This window comes from Streptomyces sp. NPDC001410 (genome assembly GCF_042895235.1).
In the GTDB taxonomy this organism is placed as follows: domain Bacteria; phylum Actinomycetota; class Actinomycetes; order Streptomycetales; family Streptomycetaceae; genus Streptomyces.
Map to the genome: position 1 here is coordinate 33,415 of NZ_JBIAWE010000022.1, position 14,638 is coordinate 48,052.

At 71.2% G+C, this 14,638-nt stretch carries 14 protein-coding genes; 4 read left to right on the forward strand and 10 right to left on the reverse strand.

The features are described 5' to 3' along the window. Window positions 1-83: 83 nt before the first annotated feature. Window positions 84-2,612 carry an ABC transporter permease gene (locus ACFY3C_RS37440; RefSeq protein ID WP_390774007.1) on the forward strand — a complete coding sequence of 843 codons (2,529 nt, stop codon included), beginning with the start codon at window positions 84-86 and terminating at the stop codon, window positions 2,610-2,612. A 45-nt stretch (window positions 2,613-2,657) separates the two neighbouring features. Here the strand turns inward: ACFY3C_RS37440 and ACFY3C_RS37445 are convergent, their stop codons facing one another. The 8 genes from ACFY3C_RS37445 to ACFY3C_RS37480 all read right to left on the reverse strand — a co-directional run bounded on the left by ACFY3C_RS37445 (window position 2,658) and on the right by ACFY3C_RS37480 (window position 9,007). Then, a complete protein-coding gene (locus tag ACFY3C_RS37445) occupies window positions 2,658-3,053 on the reverse strand; it encodes a rhodanese-like domain-containing protein (protein ID WP_386581026.1) in 396 nt (131 codons plus the stop codon). A 14-nt stretch (window positions 3,054-3,067) separates the two neighbouring features. Beyond that, on the reverse strand, window positions 3,068-3,613 hold the full coding sequence (locus tag ACFY3C_RS37450; RefSeq protein WP_390774008.1) for a cysteine dioxygenase: 546 nt from the start codon (window positions 3,611-3,613) through the stop codon (window positions 3,068-3,070). A 72-nt stretch (window positions 3,614-3,685) separates the two neighbouring features. Continuing rightward, window positions 3,686-3,799: a putative leader peptide gene (locus ACFY3C_RS37455; protein WP_389171925.1), complete on the reverse strand. Its 114-nt coding sequence runs from the start codon at window positions 3,797-3,799 to the stop codon at window positions 3,686-3,688. 50 nt (window positions 3,800-3,849) lie between these two features. Next, the gene (locus ACFY3C_RS37460; RefSeq protein ID WP_390774009.1) at window positions 3,850-5,499 is read right to left on the reverse strand and encodes an FAD-dependent monooxygenase; all 1,650 of its coding nucleotides are present in this window, start codon (window positions 5,497-5,499) and stop codon (window positions 3,850-3,852) included. 177 nt (window positions 5,500-5,676) lie between these two features. Continuing rightward, window positions 5,677-6,570, reverse strand: coding sequence for an amino acid ABC transporter permease (locus tag ACFY3C_RS37465; RefSeq protein WP_145882994.1), 894 nt, complete (start codon window positions 6,568-6,570; stop codon window positions 5,677-5,679). Next, the gene (locus tag ACFY3C_RS37470) at window positions 6,567-7,232 is read right to left on the reverse strand and encodes an amino acid ABC transporter permease (protein ID WP_386580976.1); all 666 of its coding nucleotides are present in this window, start codon (window positions 7,230-7,232) and stop codon (window positions 6,567-6,569) included. Before ACFY3C_RS37470 ends, ACFY3C_RS37465 begins: the two co-directional genes overlap by 4 nt. A gap of 75 nt (window positions 7,233-7,307) precedes the next feature. Further along, window positions 7,308-8,144 carry a glutamate ABC transporter substrate-binding protein gene (locus ACFY3C_RS37475; RefSeq protein WP_390774010.1) on the reverse strand — a complete coding sequence of 279 codons (837 nt, stop codon included), beginning with the start codon at window positions 8,142-8,144 and terminating at the stop codon, window positions 7,308-7,310. Between the two features lie 86 nt (window positions 8,145-8,230). Further along, a complete protein-coding gene (locus ACFY3C_RS37480; RefSeq protein WP_390774011.1) occupies window positions 8,231-9,007 on the reverse strand; it encodes an amino acid ABC transporter ATP-binding protein in 777 nt (258 codons plus the stop codon). 295 nt (window positions 9,008-9,302) lie between these two features. Here ACFY3C_RS37480 and ACFY3C_RS37485 point away from each other — a divergent pair, with 295 nt between their 5' ends. Both ACFY3C_RS37485 and ACFY3C_RS37490 read left to right on the forward strand, forming a co-directional pair. After that, window positions 9,303-9,989 (forward strand): response regulator transcription factor, encoded by a 687-nt coding sequence (locus tag ACFY3C_RS37485; protein ID WP_386581024.1) that lies wholly within the window; start codon window positions 9,303-9,305, stop codon window positions 9,987-9,989. A gap of 9 nt (window positions 9,990-9,998) precedes the next feature. Continuing rightward, the gene (locus ACFY3C_RS37490; RefSeq protein WP_390774012.1) at window positions 9,999-11,405 is read left to right on the forward strand and encodes an ATP-binding protein; all 1,407 of its coding nucleotides are present in this window, start codon (window positions 9,999-10,001) and stop codon (window positions 11,403-11,405) included. 67 nt (window positions 11,406-11,472) lie between these two features. Here the strand turns inward: ACFY3C_RS37490 and ACFY3C_RS37495 are convergent, their stop codons facing one another. Further along, window positions 11,473-12,471, reverse strand: coding sequence for a TAXI family TRAP transporter solute-binding subunit (locus tag ACFY3C_RS37495; RefSeq protein ID WP_390774013.1), 999 nt, complete (start codon window positions 12,469-12,471; stop codon window positions 11,473-11,475). Window positions 12,472-12,578: 107 nt separating this feature from the next. Here ACFY3C_RS37495 and ACFY3C_RS37500 point away from each other — a divergent pair, with 107 nt between their 5' ends. Beyond that, entirely contained in the window at window positions 12,579-12,986 is a 408-nt protein-coding gene (locus tag ACFY3C_RS37500; protein WP_386580969.1) for a MazG nucleotide pyrophosphohydrolase domain-containing protein, read from the forward strand. Between the two features lie 3 nt (window positions 12,987-12,989). On the opposite strand, the gene ACFY3C_RS37505 is transcribed toward ACFY3C_RS37500, so the two are convergent. Continuing rightward, window positions 12,990-14,432, reverse strand: coding sequence for a hypothetical protein (locus ACFY3C_RS37505; RefSeq protein WP_390774014.1), 1,443 nt, complete (start codon window positions 14,430-14,432; stop codon window positions 12,990-12,992). Between the last annotated feature and the right edge of the window lie 206 nt (window positions 14,433-14,638).

Genomic DNA, 14,638 nt, shown 5'->3' on the forward strand with positions numbered 1-14,638 from the left:
ATGCATGCCCCGGACCACGGCCCACGCCGAGGCCGGCCGGCGCACGGACCCCCGAGACGCACAACAGAAGAGAGCCCGCCCCGATGATGCTGCGTTACGCCCTCCAGACCGTCCGCGCTCGAAAGGCGGGCTTTCTCGGCGCCTTCCTCGCCCTGATGTGCGCGGCCGCGCTGATCACCGCCTGCGGCACCCTCCTCGACACCGGCCTGCGCGGCACGATCCGCACCGAGCGCTACGCCGCCGCTCCCGTCGTGGTCTCCGCCGACCAGTACGTCCACCAGACCACCGTGAAGCACAAGAAGGGCAAGACCAAGGTCAAGCACAAGGCGAAACCCGTCGCCGAACGCGCCTGGCTCTCGGCGGACCTGCGCGAAACCCTCGCCCGCACCCCCGGCGTCGCCCGTGTCGTCCCCGAACTGACCTTCCTCGCACAGCCGTTGACCCCGGCCGGCACCGACGGCCGTACCGCCTACGGGCATGCCTGGGACTCCGCGGCGCTGACGCCGTACCGGCTGACCACGGGCAGCGCGCCCAAGGCCGCCGGCGACCTCGTCATCGACGACGACCTTGCGGCACGCGCCCACCTCCGCCCCGGCGACCGCCTCACCGTGCAGTCGACGCAGTCCCCGCGCAGCTACCGGATCACCGGTATCGCCACACCGGCCACCGCCGTCCGCCACCAGACGTCGCTGTTCTTCGCCACCGGGGAGGCCGAGCGACTGGCCGCGCACCCCGGGCAGGTCACCGCGTTCGGCGTGCTCCCGGCCAAGGGCACCGACCCGGAGGCGGTGCGGCAGGCCGTGGCGCGGGCACTGCACGGCACCACCGCGCAGGTCAGCGCCGGCGACGCCCGCGGGCCCGTCGAGTTCCTGGACGCGGCCACCGCCCGCACCCGGCTGGTCAGCATGGGCGGCGCGATGGGCGGCACCTCGCTGCTGGTGGCGGTACTCGTGGTCGTCGGCACCTTCGCGCTCTCCGTCCAGCAGCGCCACCGCGAACTCGCCCTGCTGCGCGCCATCGCCGCCACGCCCGGACAGATCCGCACGCTGCTGGGCCGGGAGGCACTGATCGTCGGCGCGGCGGCGGGCAGCGCCGGCGCCCTGCTCGGGTTGCCGCTGGGCAGCTGGCTGCACTCCAGGTTCGTCGCCCTCGGCGCCGTACCCGTCACGCTCCAGCACACCGTCAGCGTCTTCCCGCCGCTCGCCGCCCTCGCCGCCACCCTGCTCGGTGCCTGGGCGGCGGCCCGGATCGCCTCCCGCAGGATCGCCGGGATCCGCCCGGCGGAAGCGCTGGCGGAGGCCAGGACCGAGCGCGCCCGCCCGGCCTGGGGGCGTATCGCCGCCGGTCTGCTGCTCCTCGCCGGCGGAGTCGTCCTCGTCGCTGTCCTCGCCTCCCTGCGCACCGAGCCCGCCTCGACTCCCGTGACCTTCCTCGCCGTCGTCGTCCTGTCCACCTCCGTGGCCCTGCTCGGCCCGCTGCTGGTCAAGGCGGCCGCGCTACTGCTGGCCGGTCCCCTGCGGCTCACCGGTCACGGCGGCCGCCTCGCCACCGCCAACCTGCGCGGCAACGCCACCCGGATGGCCTCCGTCGTCACCCCCCTCACCCTGCTCATCGGCATGACCTGCACCGTCCTGTTCGTCCAGTCGACCCTCGGCGACGCCGCCCGGAGCCAGGCACGCGAGGGTGTCACCGCCGACTGGGTCGTCGCCGCCCAGGGGCCCGGCGTCCCGGGCGAAGCCGCACGGCGGCTGCGCGCGCAGCACGACACCGTCACCGAGGTGGTCCGCACGACCGTCCGCATCGGCCTCGACAAATACCCGGCCCAGGGCGTCACGCCGACAGGCCTGACCCGCACCTGGGACCCGAAGGTCACCGCCGGCTCCCTGCGCGATCTCGCCCCCGGCACCGTCGCCGTCAGTGAACTGGCCGCGGACCAGCACCACTTGAAGCCCGGGAGCACTCTGAAGCTCACGCTCGGCGACGGCACGCCCGCCACGCTCACCGTCGCCGCCGTCTACGACCGGGGGCTCGGCTTCGGCGACCTCACCTTCGCCCACGACCTCGTGGCCCGGCACATCGACAACCCGCTCGCCTCCTCCGTCCTCGTCAGCACGACCCGTACACAGACACAACTCTCGACTACGCTGCGTGAGTTCCCGGGTCTGCGGATTCTTTCGCCGGCCGCCGCGGATTCCCTCCAGGCCGACCGGCAGCAGGCGAACGCCGAGGTCAACTACCTGGCCATGGGGCTCGTGCTGGCCTTCACCGCCATCGCGGTCGTCAACACCCTCGCCATGTCGGTCGCTGAGCGTGTCCGGGAGTTCGCCCTGCTCCGCCTCGCAGGAGCGACCCGCCGTCAGGTCCTGCGCGTGCTGCGCACCGAGGTACTGTCCGTGCTGCTCCTCGCCACCGCGCTCGGCAGCGGCATCGCGCTCGCCGTACTCACCGCGTTCAGCGTCGGCATGACCGGCCGGGCGGCCCCCACGGTCACACCCCTGCTCTACGTCGGCGTGATCGCGATCGCCGCCCTGCTTGCGCTCGTCTCCAGCGCCCTTCCGGGACGCGCGGCGCTGCGCGTCCCGGCGGTGACCGTGTCCACGGCGAAGGAGTGAGGAGGAGGGACAGGCCCTCGGCGGCGCCGCTCCGCTGAGCCTGCGTCAGCCGGTCACCGGCTCCACCGGCAGCCCCTGCGTCCGCCACGCCTGGAAGCCGCCCACCAGGTCCGTCGCCCGGTGCAGGCCCAGCTGGTGGAGGGAGGCGGCTGCCAGGCTGGAGGCGTAGCCCTCGTTGCAGATGACGACCACGCGCAGGTCGTGGCCGGTGGCCTCGGGGACCCGGTGGCTGCCCCGGGGGTCGAGGCGCCACTCCAGTTCGTTGCGCTCGATGACGAGCGCGCCGGGAATCACGCCGTCCCGCTCGCGCAGGGCGGCGTACCGGATGTCGACCAGCAGGGCCTCACCGCGGCCGGCCGCCTCGTGCGCCTCCCGTGCCTCGATGCGCCGGTAGCCCGCGCGGACCTGCTCCAGCAGGTCGTCGATGCCGACCGGCCGCATCTCCGTACCGCCGCTCACTGCCAGTCCTCCGGGCGCTCGACCTGCTCCAGACGCAGCACCTGACCCGTGCGACTGTAACGACGGATCCGCGGCAGCGGCGGGTAGTAGGCGTGGACGGAGACCGCATGCCGGTCCGGGGACTCGTTCAGCACCTCGTGCACGTGGTGGCGGCCGAAGGAGCGGCCCTGTCCGGCAGGCAGCCGGCGCTCGCGGTCGACGCCCTCGGTGAGTTCCAGGGTCTTCCAGCCGTCGGTGGGCAGACGTGCGGCCAGCGAGTACTCCTTGAGTTCACCGGCCGCGGTGACGAAGGCGCCGACCGAGTCGGCGTGGTCGTGCCAGCCGGTGCCGGTGCCGGGCGGCCAGCCGATCAGCCAGGCCTCGCTGCCGCCTGGGCCTTCGAGGCGCACCCAGGTGCGGCCCTCCGGGTCGAGCGGCAGCGAGGCGATCAGCTCGGTGTCGGCGGCCGTGCGCCGCGCGAAGTCGAGGAGGTCCGCCTGGGTCGGCGCCGAGCCGGTGGCACCGGCGGTGGCAGCGGGGGAGACGGAGGGGGATACGGACACGTGCACCGTCCTGAAGAGGGTTCGCCGAACGGGCGCACACCGGCGCCCGGAGAAAGAAGAGGGGGAGCGAATTCAGCAGGACGGGCGACACACGCAGCCCGCATAGCGGACGAGGTCCATATGGACCCTCCGCCACAGGCGCACACAGGTGTCGGTCACGATCCGGAGTACAGCACGCTGCTGCACTCCGGTCAACTCACCGTCACCATGTGGACAGAGGGTGACCGGGTACAGGGTCAGCGCGCGCCGGAGCCGGCCTCCGCCTCCGCCTTCTCCTCGTTCTCCTCCTTTTCCTCCTTCTCCTCCTGCACGGCGCCGCCGAGCGTCGCCTCGGCCGCCGCGTACAGGTCGGCCGGACGCACCCCGCTCAGCGCGGTGACCAGGTGGCCGTCGGGGCGCACGAGCAGCACGCTGTGCGCCGGCGCACCCGGGTAGTCCTCGGCGACCAGCAGCTCGGCCGGGTGCGGGAGCGCCGCCACCGCGGCGGCGAGCCGGGGCATGACCCCGGCGGACACCCAGTGCTTGCGGTCCCACACGCCCGTGCCCGGGGCGATCAGCACGACGAGCAGCGCGCCACGGCCCAGCCGGTCGCGCAGCTGTACGAAGGAACCGTCCTCCGCCGTGACCCGCACATCGGCGACCGGTGAGCCGAACGGGGTGTCGACCGGGATCTCCGCCTCCAGATGCCGGGGCGTCAGCGGCGAGTCGGCGTACGTCCCCGGCGCACCCACCGAGCCGCGCCCCAGATGACCGTCCGTGAGCAGCGCGTCGTGGCCCCGGGCGGCGCCCGGGACGTAGTGCCGCAGCCCGCCTCCGCCGCGCAGCACCGGCAGCAGCTGGTCGGCGGCGCGCAGCCGGGCGGCGACCACCGCGCGCCGCTCGGCCTGGTAGCTGTCGAGCAGTGCCTCGTGGTGCCCGTGGCGCCCGTGGTGCCAGGCCGGGGCCAGCTTCCAGGCCAGGTTGTCGGCGTCCCGGAGACCCTCGTCGAGCCCCTGGGTACCGAGCGCGCCGAGCAGATGGGCCGCGTCCCCGGCGAGGAAGACCCGGCCGGCGCGCCAGCGCCGGGCCAGCCGGTGGTGCACCGTGTGGACACCGGTGTCGAGGAGGTCGTACGCCGGTGTGGTGCCGTCCGTCCAGCCCGCGAGGGTCTCGCGGATCCGGGCCACCAGGATGTCGGGCGTGACCAGGTCCTTGCCCGGCGGCAGCAGCCAGTCCAGACGCCACACGCCGTCCGTGAGGGGGCGGGCGGTCACCTCCCCGGCCGAGGGCCCGGACGACCGCCACGGCGGCATCCGATGGAGCAACGCCTGGCCTTCCCACGGAAGTTCCACACGCAGGGCCGCGACCGCGTGCCGCTCCACCGCCGTACGGCCCGGGAAGCGGATGTCCTGCAGCTTGCGCACGGTCGAGCGGGGCCCGTCGCAGCCGACCAGGTAACTGCCGCGCCACCAGGTGCCCTTGGGGCCACGGGTGTGGGCGGAGACGCCGGAACGCTCCTGCTCGATCGAGTCGAGCCGGCTGTCCGCGGCGACCTCGACCAGCGGCTCGTGCGCCACGGCCGCACGCAGGGCACCCGTGAGGACGTGCTGGGCGAGGTGCAGCGGGGCCGCAGGATCGCCCTCGTCGAAGGTGATCTCGTTCAGCACCTGCCGGCGCCTGACCGACCGCCATCCGGTCCATCTCACGCCGTGGTCGCCGACGGCGACTCCGGTCAGCCGCTCCAGCAGGGCGGTTGTGTCCTCGCGCAGCACGACGGTGCGCGCCGGGCGTGGGTCGTTCTTGCCGGGGCCCTCGTCCAGGACGACGGAGGGCACCTCCTGACGGGCCAGCGCCAGGGCGAGCGTGAGCCCGACGGGCCCCGCTCCGACGATGATCACCGGGTCCACTGTGCGGCGCCCCCTGTCCGCAGCGGTGCCCTGACGGACATGGAGGAACAGGAAGGTGAAGCGGGGTGCACGATCACAGAATGTATGCAACCCATTGGCAGAGTTTGCGTCAAGTGACCAGAGGCAGTGGCGATCATGCCACTGCCTCTGGGTGACGCATTCGGGTTTGACCTGACGTCAGGCTGCGATTCCCGTTCCCGCGGCGCCCGCGATGTTGACGGTGTCGTCGACACCGAGCACCGCGCCGGTCGACTTCTTGCGCCGCCGCAGCCGTCCCTCCAGCCAGCTCGCGAACGAGGTCAGCGAGAAGTTGATGACCACGAAGATCGTGGCGACGATCGTGAACGAGGCGATGGTGTTGGCACCGTAGTAGCCGCTCATCGTGTTGGCCGAGGCGAGCAGTTCGGGGAAGGTCAGGACCGCGCCGCCGAGCGCCGTGTCCTTCACGATCACGACCAGCTGGCTGACGATCGCCGGAAGCATGGCGGTGACCGACTGCGGCAGCAGGATGAGCCGCATCACCTGGTTCTTGCGCATACCGATCGCCATGGCCGCCTCGGACTGGCCCTTCGGCAGGGCGAGGATGCCCGCGCGGACGATCTCCGCCAGCACCGACGCGTTGTACAGCACCAGACCGGTCACGACTGCGTAGAGCGGACGGTCGTCGGAGGGGACGTCGGTGTACTGGGCGAACAGGGCGAGCCCGAAGATCATCAGGACCAGCACCGGGATCGCGCGGAAGAACTCCACGACCATCGCGACCGGGACACGTATCCATACGTGGTCCGAGAGGCGGGCGATGCCGAGCACGGCGCCGAGCGGGAGCGCGATGACCATCGACAGGGCCGCGGCCTTCAGGGTGTTCTGCAGACCCGGCCAGATGTACGTCGAGTAGGCCTCGGTGCCGGTGAAGAACGGCTTCCAGAGCACCCACTCCCACTGGCCCTTGTCGTCGAGCCCCTTGTACACCCACCACAGGACGGCCGCGAGGACGACGAGGAAGCCCGCCGTGTAGAGGATGTTGCGCCGCTTGGCCCGGGGGCCCTGGGCGTCGTACAGGACCGAACTCATCGCTTCACCGCCACCTTCTTGCCCACCCAGCCGAGGATCAGACCGGTCGGCAGGGTCAGGCAGCAGAATCCGAAGGCGATGAACGCGGAGATCAGCAGCAGCTGTGCCTCGTTCTCCACCATCTCCTTCATCAGGAGTGCCGCTTCCGCCACGCCGATCGCGGCCGCCACCGTCGTGTTCTTCGTCAACGCGATCAACACGTTGGTCAGCGGGGCGACGGCCGCGCGGAACGCCTGCGGCAGCACGATCAGGCCGAGAACCTGCGTGAAGCTCAGGCCGAGGGCCCGGGCCGCCTCCGCCTGGCCGACCGGAACCGTGTTGATGCCGGCGCGGATCGCCTCGCAGACGAAGGCCGACGTGTAGACGGTCAGCCCGAGCACCGCCAGCCGGAAGGTGCTCGTGTCGACCTGGTCCGACCCCAGGGTGATATTCAGCGTGTCCTTCAGGCCGAGCGAGGCGAACAGGATGATCACCGTGAGCGGGATGTTCCGCACGATGTTCACGTACGCGGTGCCGAAACCGCGCATCAGCGGCACCGGGCCCACCCGCATGCCGGCCAGCAGCGTGCCCCAGATCAGGGAGCCCACGGCCGACAGCAGCGTGAGCTGCACTGTCGTCCAGAAGGCGCCCAGCACGTCGTACTTGTCAAGAAAGTCGAACACGATCTCCCGCGCTTCCGCGTGTAGGGATGCCCGGGTGCGCCGCCCTCACGGACGGCGCACCCGCCGGGCGTTGCCTCAGCTCTTGATGTCGCCGATCTTCGGAGCGGGCTCGTTCTTGTAGCCGGCCGGGCCGAAGTTCTTGTCCACGGCCTTCTGCCAGGAACCGTCGGAGACCATCTCCTCCAGGGCCTTGTTGATCTTGGCCTTGAGGTCGCTGCCCTTCTTGACGCCGATGCCGTAGTTCTCGTTGGTCATCTTGAAGCCGCCGAGCTTGAACTTGCCCTTGAACTGGGACTGGGCGGCGTAACCGGCGAGGATCGAGTCGTCCGTGGTCAGCGCGTCGATCGCCTTGCTCTGCAGTCCGGTCAGGCAGGCCGAGTACGTCGGGTACTGCTGGAGCTGCGCCTTGGGGGCCAGCTTGTCCTTGACGTTCTGCGCCGACGTCGAGCCGGTCACCGAGCACAGCTTCTTCTTGTTCAGGTCAGCCGGCGACTTGATGGTGTTGTCGTTCGCGCGGATCAGCACGTCCTGGTGGGCCAGCAGGTACGGGCCGGCGAAGTCGACCTTCTGCTGACGCTCCGGGGTGATCGAGTAGGAGGCCGCGATGAAGTCGACGTCACCGCGCTGCAGCATGGTCTCGCGGTCGGCGCTCTTCGACTCCTTCCACTCGATCTGGTCGGGCTTGTAGCCGAGCTTGCCGGCCACGTAGGTCGCCACGTCGACGTCGAAGCCCGCGTAGCCCTGCGGGGTCTTCTGACCGATGCCGGGCTGGTCGTACTTGATGCCGATGGTGATCTTCTTGCCGCCGCCGGAGGAGCCGTTGTCGTCCTTCTTGTCGCCGCCGCACGCGGTGGCGGACACGGTGAGGGCCAGTACGACGGCGGAGGCGGCGGTGACCTTGCGGAGCTTCATCGTGAACATCCTTTGAGTGGTGAGGAACGCGGTCCGTGAGGGACGGGTGGCCCCGGTGGTGCCCGGGGCGCGCGGGCTCGGTGCCGTCAGTGGTGCAGGATCTTCGAGAGGAAGTCCTTGGCTCGGTCACTGCGCGGATTGCTGAAGAACTGGTCGGGTGCAGCCTGTTCGACGATGCGGCCGTCCGCCATGAAGACCACCCGGTTTGCAGCCGATCGTGCGAATCCCATCTCATGGGTGACGACGATCATGGTCATGCCCTCCCGGGCGAGCTGTTGCATGACCTCGAGGACCTCGTTGATCATCTCGGGGTCGAGGGCCGAGGTCGGCTCGTCGAAGAGCATGACCTTGGGGTCCATGGCCAGCGCCCGGGCGATGGCGACGCGCTGCTGCTGGCCGCCGGACAGCTGGGCCGGGTACTTGTCGGCCTGGGTGCCGACACCGACCCGGTCGAGCAGGGCACGGGCCTTCTCCTCGGCCTGCTTCTTGTCCGCCTTGCGGACCTTGACCTGCCCGAGTATCACGTTCTCGAGCACGGTCTTGTGCGCGAAGAGGTTGAAGGACTGGAAGACCATCCCGACGTCGGCGCGCAGCCGGGCCAGCTCCCTGCCCTCCTGGGGCAGCGGCTTTCCGTCGATCGTGATGGCGCCCGAGTCGATCGTCTCCAGGCGGTTGATGGCGCGGCACAGGGTCGACTTTCCGGACCCGGAGGGCCCGATGACCACGACGACCTCACCGCGGGCGATCGTCAGGTCGATGTCCTGGAGTACGTGCAACGCGCCGAAGTGCTTGTTGACGCTCTTCAGGACGACCAGTTCGCCGGACGTGGCCACGTCTTCCTTGGCCACCGATACTTTGGTCATCGCTCTCAGGCTCCGTCCTCCTCGGTTTCGGTGGACAGTAGTGATGGCCGGTGACCAGCGTCATCACATCTGAGGGGAATCTGAGCATCACGATCCGATAGCAATCGGACACGTGTCGTAGCACTTGAGACCCGTGCGCATATCGGGGGGATAACGGAAGCGGCAGGCAACCGGAACCCTCTTGACGCCGTCCTTCTCCATCGGCGTGACTTCCATGGTGCACGCGCGCGTGCGCGCGATCTACAAGCCGAACGAGAACCGTGACCGTATGACCGCTGAACTGGAGGGGGCCGGGATGAGACTGCTGCTCGTCGAGGACGACAACCATGTCGCGGCCGCGCTGTCCGCGGTCCTCGCGCGGCACGGATTCGACGTCACCCACGCGCGCAGCGGCGAGGAGGCCCTCCAGGCGCTCGTCCCCGAGGGCGCCGGATTCGGCGTGGTCCTGCTCGACCTGGGCCTGCCCGACCAGGACGGCTACGAGGTCTGCGGCAAGATCCGCAAGCGCACCAGCACCCCGGTGATCATGGTCACCGCGCGCTCCGACGTCCGCTCCCGCATCCACGGGCTCAACCTGGGCGCCGACGACTACGTGGTGAAGCCGTACGACACCGGGGAACTGCTCGCCCGGATCCACGCCGTCAGCCGGCGCACCGCCCACGAGGACGCGGCACCGGGCGCCGAGACCTCGCTGCGGCTGGGTTCCGTGCTCATCGAACTGCCCAACCGCCAGGTCAGCGTGAACGGTTCGGTGATCCAACTGACCCGCAAGGAGTTCGATCTGCTCGCGCTGCTCGCCCAGCGGCCGGGCGTCGTCTTCCGGCGGGAGCAGATCATCAGCGAGGTCTGGCGCACCAGCTGGGAGGGCACCGGCCGCACCCTGGAGGTGCACGTCGCCTCCCTGCGCGCCAAGCTGCGCATGCCCGCGCTGATCGAGACCGTACGCGGCGTCGGCTACCGGCTCGTCGCGCCGGCCGCCTAGCGGGGCCGGGTGCGCACACGGCTCCTGCCGCTGCTCATCGTCCTGATGGCGGCCGTACTCCTCGCCCTCGGCCTCCCGCTCGCCGTCAGCGTGGCCGCGGCCCAGCAGCAGAAGGTGGTCGTCGACCGGATCGACGACACCGCGCGCTTCGCCGCGCTCGCGCAGTTCGTCACCGACGCGCCGAGCGGATCCCGCCGTACCGTCCCGGACGAGCGCCAGGAGACGCTCCGCCGCGAACTGGACAGCTACTACGGCGTCTACGGCATCCGCGTGGGCGTCTTCTACGGCAACGGCTCGGTCATGGCCAATGCCCCGGACGACTGGGTCGTACCGCAGACGGGGGAGGTCCGGGAGGCGTTCGGCGAGGCGTTGCTGAGCCGCCGCAGCCACGACCCCCGGCAGGTGTGGCCGTGGCAGCGCAGCCGGCTGATCGTGGCCTCGCCGGTGATCCGGGACGGGGACGTCGTGGCGGTCGTCGTCACCGACTCGCCCACCGCGCAGATGCGTTCGCGGATCCTGTTCGGCTGGCTGTTCATCGGGGCCGGCGAGATCGCCGCGATGCTGCTCGCCGTGGGCGCCGCGCTGCGGCTGACCGGCTGGGTGCTCCGGCCGGTCCGGATCCTGGACGCCACCACCCACGACATCGCCACCGGACGCCTCAAGTCCCGGGTGGCGGTCGCCGGCGGGCCGCCGGAACTCAGACGGCTGGCCCGGTCGTTCAACGAGATGGCGGACAACGTCGAGGACGTGCTGGAGCAGCAGCGCGCCTTCGTCGCGGACGCCTCGCACCAGCTGCGCAACCCGCTCTCGGCGCTGCTGCTGCGCATCGAGCTGCTCGCCCTGGAGCTCCCGCAGGGCAACGAGGAGATCGCCTCGGTCCGCACCGAGGGCAAGCGCCTCGCGCAGGTCCTGGACGACCTGCTCGACCTGGCGCTGGCCGAGCACGCCGAGGCCGACCTCAGGCTGACCGACGTCGGAGCCCTGACCGAGGAGCGGGTGGCCGCCTGGTCACCGGCCGCCGCCGCCAAGGGCGTCCGGCTGGTCGGCGACTGCCCGCCCATCACCGCCTGGGCCGACTCGATCACCCTGTCCAGCGCGCTGGACGCAGTGATCGACAACGCCGTGAAGTTCACCCCCGAGGGCGGCACGGTCGAGATCGTCGTCGCCTCCAACGGCGACACCTCGACGGTCGTGGTCACCGACACCGGCCCCGGCCTCACCGACGAGGAACTCGCGCGCGTGGGTGACCGCTTCTGGCGCAGCGGCCGCCACCAGAACGTCAAGGGCTCGGGTCTGGGCCTGTCCATCTCCCGCGCCCTGCTCGCGGCGGGCGGCGGCTCGATCACCTACGCGCACAACGAGCCGCGCGGACTCCAGGTGACCGTGGCGGTGCCGAGGAACCCGGACGGTCTCTGAGGCCGCACCGAACAGGGCCTCCATGGGCCCTCACCGAGTAGGCCCTGACCGACCAGGCCGTGACCGACTAGGGCTTCACCGACCGGTAGTACCGCCGGGCGCCCTCCTGCAGAGGCAGCGGGTCGGTGTAGATCGCCGTACGAAGGTCGACCAGCTGGGCCGAGTGGACATGGGCGCCGATGCCGTCGCGGCTCTTGATCACCGTGCGGGTCAGCCACTCGGTCAGCCGGGGATCCATGTCCTTGCGGGTCATCAGCACGTTGGACACCGCGATCGTCGGCACCGCGGTGCCGTGCTGCACGGACGAGTACGCCGTCTCGGGCATGTTGGTGGCCCGGTAGTAGCGGGCGGCGTCCCCGCCGGCGTGCAGCTTGGTGACGAGGTCGCCGTCGATCGGTACGAACCGGAAGGCGGACTTCTTGGCCAGCTCGACCAGCCCCTTGGTGGGCAGCCCGCCCGACCAGAAGAAGGCGTCGATCTTGCCGTGCCGCAACCGGTCAGGGCCGGTGTCTATGCCCTCCGCCATCGGCGTGATGTCCTTGTGCGGGTCGATGCCCGCGGCCCTGAGCACCCGGTTCGCGATCAGCCGCACCCCGGAGTCGGGCAGCCCGGTGGCCACCCGCTTGTGCCGCAGGTCCGCGACGCTGTCCACCTTCGAGTCGCGCGGCACGATCAGCTGTACGTAGTCGTCGTAGAGCCGGGCCACACCGCGCAGCCGGTCAGCGCCGCTGCGGTGCTGCAGCTCGTACGTCTCCACCGCGTCGGCCGCCGCGATCGTGAAGTCGGCCTTACCGGTCGCCACCCGCTCGACGTTCTCCTGTGAACCGGCGCTGTTCAGCAGCTTCACCTGCAGCCCCGGCATGTCCCTGGCCAGCTCGGTGCGCAGCCGCTCGCCGTACTCCTGGTAGACCCCGCGGGGCGTGCCGGTGCTGAAGACGATCGTCCCGCTCGGCGGGGTCTCGCCCAGCGGCAGCAGCCACCACAGCAGCAGCCCGAGAGCCACGACGCCGACGGTCGCGCCCTGGAGCGCCCGGCGCCTGCTGATACGGGGGAACACCTTGGACATGCGGGCGATCCTGCCAGGCCGTGCGCGGGGCTGACCAGGGCCGGGGTCACTCCGGGGCCCTCGGGAGGCGCGGAGGGAGTGTCGGTGGCGGCCGTTAGAGTCGCCGTATGAGCTCTTCGCCCGCCCGTTTCGTCCGTGAGTTCCACCGCGCCTTCGGCCTCGACGCCCGCACCACGCCGACGGAGGTGGGATCCGAACTGGCTGCGCACCGCGGGGAACTGCTCGCCGAGGAGGCCGCGGAGGTCGCCGAGGTGTCGGTCGAGGGCCCGCTGGACAGGCTCGCGCACGAACTGGCGGACGTGGTGTACGTGGCGTACGGCACCGCACTGGTCCACGGGATCGATCTCGACGAGGTGATCGCCGAGATCCACCGCGCCAACATGAGCAAGCTGGGCCCGGACGGCCAGGTCGCCCGCCGCTCCGACGGCAAGGTCCTCAAGGGCGAGCACTACCGGGCGCCGGACGTGTCGGCCGTGCTGCGCCGCCAGGGCTGGACACCCGGCGGCGCAGCCTGACGTCTACGACGACAGGGAGCCGCCCGCCAGCTTCCACTCGCGGTGCAGGGAGCCCAGCGGAACGCTTCGCTGCAGCACCGGCGTGCCGAAGATGGAGAGCTGGATCCGCAGGGTGCCCGAGAGGTCGACGCCGCCGTACACACCCCAGGTGCCCTCGGCCTTCACCTCGGGCTTGTCGGAGGAGGCGGTGACGGTCCCGGAGGCCTCGCCGCGCAGGTACGGCGCCAGGTCGGCGGAGACGCCGACGGTGCCGTAGAGGCCGACGGTCGCCTCGGCGCCGAGGACGGCCTTCACGCTCCCGGCGGTGGTCAGGGAGGCCCGGACGGGCGTGCTCTTCATGTCCGACGAGCTGACCGGCGTCCACCCCTTGCCCACCCCGAAGGTGCCGCCCGCCTTGAAGTCGCCCTTGAGGCTCTGCTCGACGTCGACGGTCACATGTCCGTCGGCACTGATCTGGAAGTAGCAGGTCAGGTCGAGGTTGACGACGACGGGGACCGGGCCGACCTGCAGAACGGGGTCGGCGTGCAGCTTGGCGAACGGGATCCGCAGCGGGGCGTCGGTGGTCGCGGCGGCCCGGCCCTTCACGGACCACCCGGAGGTCCAGTCGCCGGAGACGCCGAGGTAGGCCGAGCCGGGCGCCGCGTCGGTCCCGGTGCCGCCGTAGCTGAAGTCGACCTGCGGAGCCACCTGGACGAACCCGGACATCGAGGCACTGGCCGAGGCCGGGGCGCCCTCGGCCGTCTGCACCTTGGCGCCGACGTCGAGCCGGAGGCTGCCGAGCGGCACGGTCCCGCCCTTGGGGCCGACGTGCACGTCCCCGGTCTTGGACCAGGAGACCTTGACGTCGGGCAGCAGCTTGTCGACGGTGAAGGAGGACGGGTCGACCGGCACGGTGCCCTTGGCCGTGTCGTCGCCCAGCAGCGCGTTGAGCGCCGCCGGTTCGGTCTGCACCTCGGTGCCCCGGTCGCTCTCGCCGATCACCTTGGTGACCTTGGCGAGCAGCCCGTGCGGCGCCCCGGGCGCCGGGGCGCTGGCAATGACGTCGCCCACGGCGGTCTTCTGCGGCGCCGCCGAGGAGGTGGGCGAGGAGGTGGGCGAGGGGGTCGCGGGGGACTGCGAAGTCCCCTTCCTCGCCGGTGCCTTGGAGATGACGGCGCGGCGGGTCCGGCTGTCGTACGAGCTGACGGTGAGCGTGGTCTTGTGCGCCCGTCGGCCTGTGCCGGAGGCGCCGGCCGTGGCGGTCGCGGTGGCGGCGGGGGCCGCCGCGACGGTGAGCGAGTGGCCGGTGTCGCCGGTGGGGCCGTCGGTGGCCCGGACGTCCTGGCCCTGGCCCGTCGCCGATGGTGCGGCGTGCGGCGCGGGCGAGGAGCAGCCGGCGGCGAGGAGGAGGGCGGTCACGGCGAAGGCGGGCAGGAGGGCACGGCGGTGCCTCGTGCGTCTGCGCAAGGTCGGTCCTGGGGTGAAGTGGGGGGTGAGGAAAGAAGGCAGCACCGACGGCCGGCTACCTATGGGTAGAACCGGTCGGTAACTCGGTGGTGAGCCATGAGCATGCCATGGCTGCGCGCACAGACCTCGCACAATTCGGCCACAACCCAACGTGACCTGGCACACGGCTAGTTCAGGCCGTGCGGTGGCCGGATTCCGGCCAGGGG

What these genes read in the sequence shown, in the direction of transcription:
- ACFY3C_RS37440 (WP_390774007.1), top strand. Translation starts at nt 84, where the DNA reads ATGATGCTGCGTTACGCCCTCCAGACCGTCCGCGCTCGAAAGGCGGGC.
- ACFY3C_RS37445 (WP_386581026.1), bottom strand. Translation starts at nt 3,053, where the DNA reads ATGCGGCCGGTCGGCATCGACGACCTGCTGGAGCAGGTCCGCGCGGGC.
- ACFY3C_RS37465 (WP_145882994.1), bottom strand. Translation starts at nt 6,570, where the DNA reads ATGAGTTCGGTCCTGTACGACGCCCAGGGCCCCCGGGCCAAGCGGCGC.
- ACFY3C_RS37475 (WP_390774010.1), bottom strand. Translation starts at nt 8,144, where the DNA reads ATGAAGCTCCGCAAGGTCACCGCCGCCTCCGCCGTCGTACTGGCCCTC.
- ACFY3C_RS37480 (WP_390774011.1), bottom strand. Translation starts at nt 9,007, where the DNA reads ATGACCAAAGTATCGGTGGCCAAGGAAGACGTGGCCACGTCCGGCGAA.
- ACFY3C_RS37485 (WP_386581024.1), top strand. Translation starts at nt 9,303, where the DNA reads ATGAGACTGCTGCTCGTCGAGGACGACAACCATGTCGCGGCCGCGCTG.
- ACFY3C_RS37495 (WP_390774013.1), bottom strand. Translation starts at nt 12,471, where the DNA reads ATGTCCAAGGTGTTCCCCCGTATCAGCAGGCGCCGGGCGCTCCAGGGC.
- ACFY3C_RS37500 (WP_386580969.1), top strand. Translation starts at nt 12,579, where the DNA reads ATGAGCTCTTCGCCCGCCCGTTTCGTCCGTGAGTTCCACCGCGCCTTC.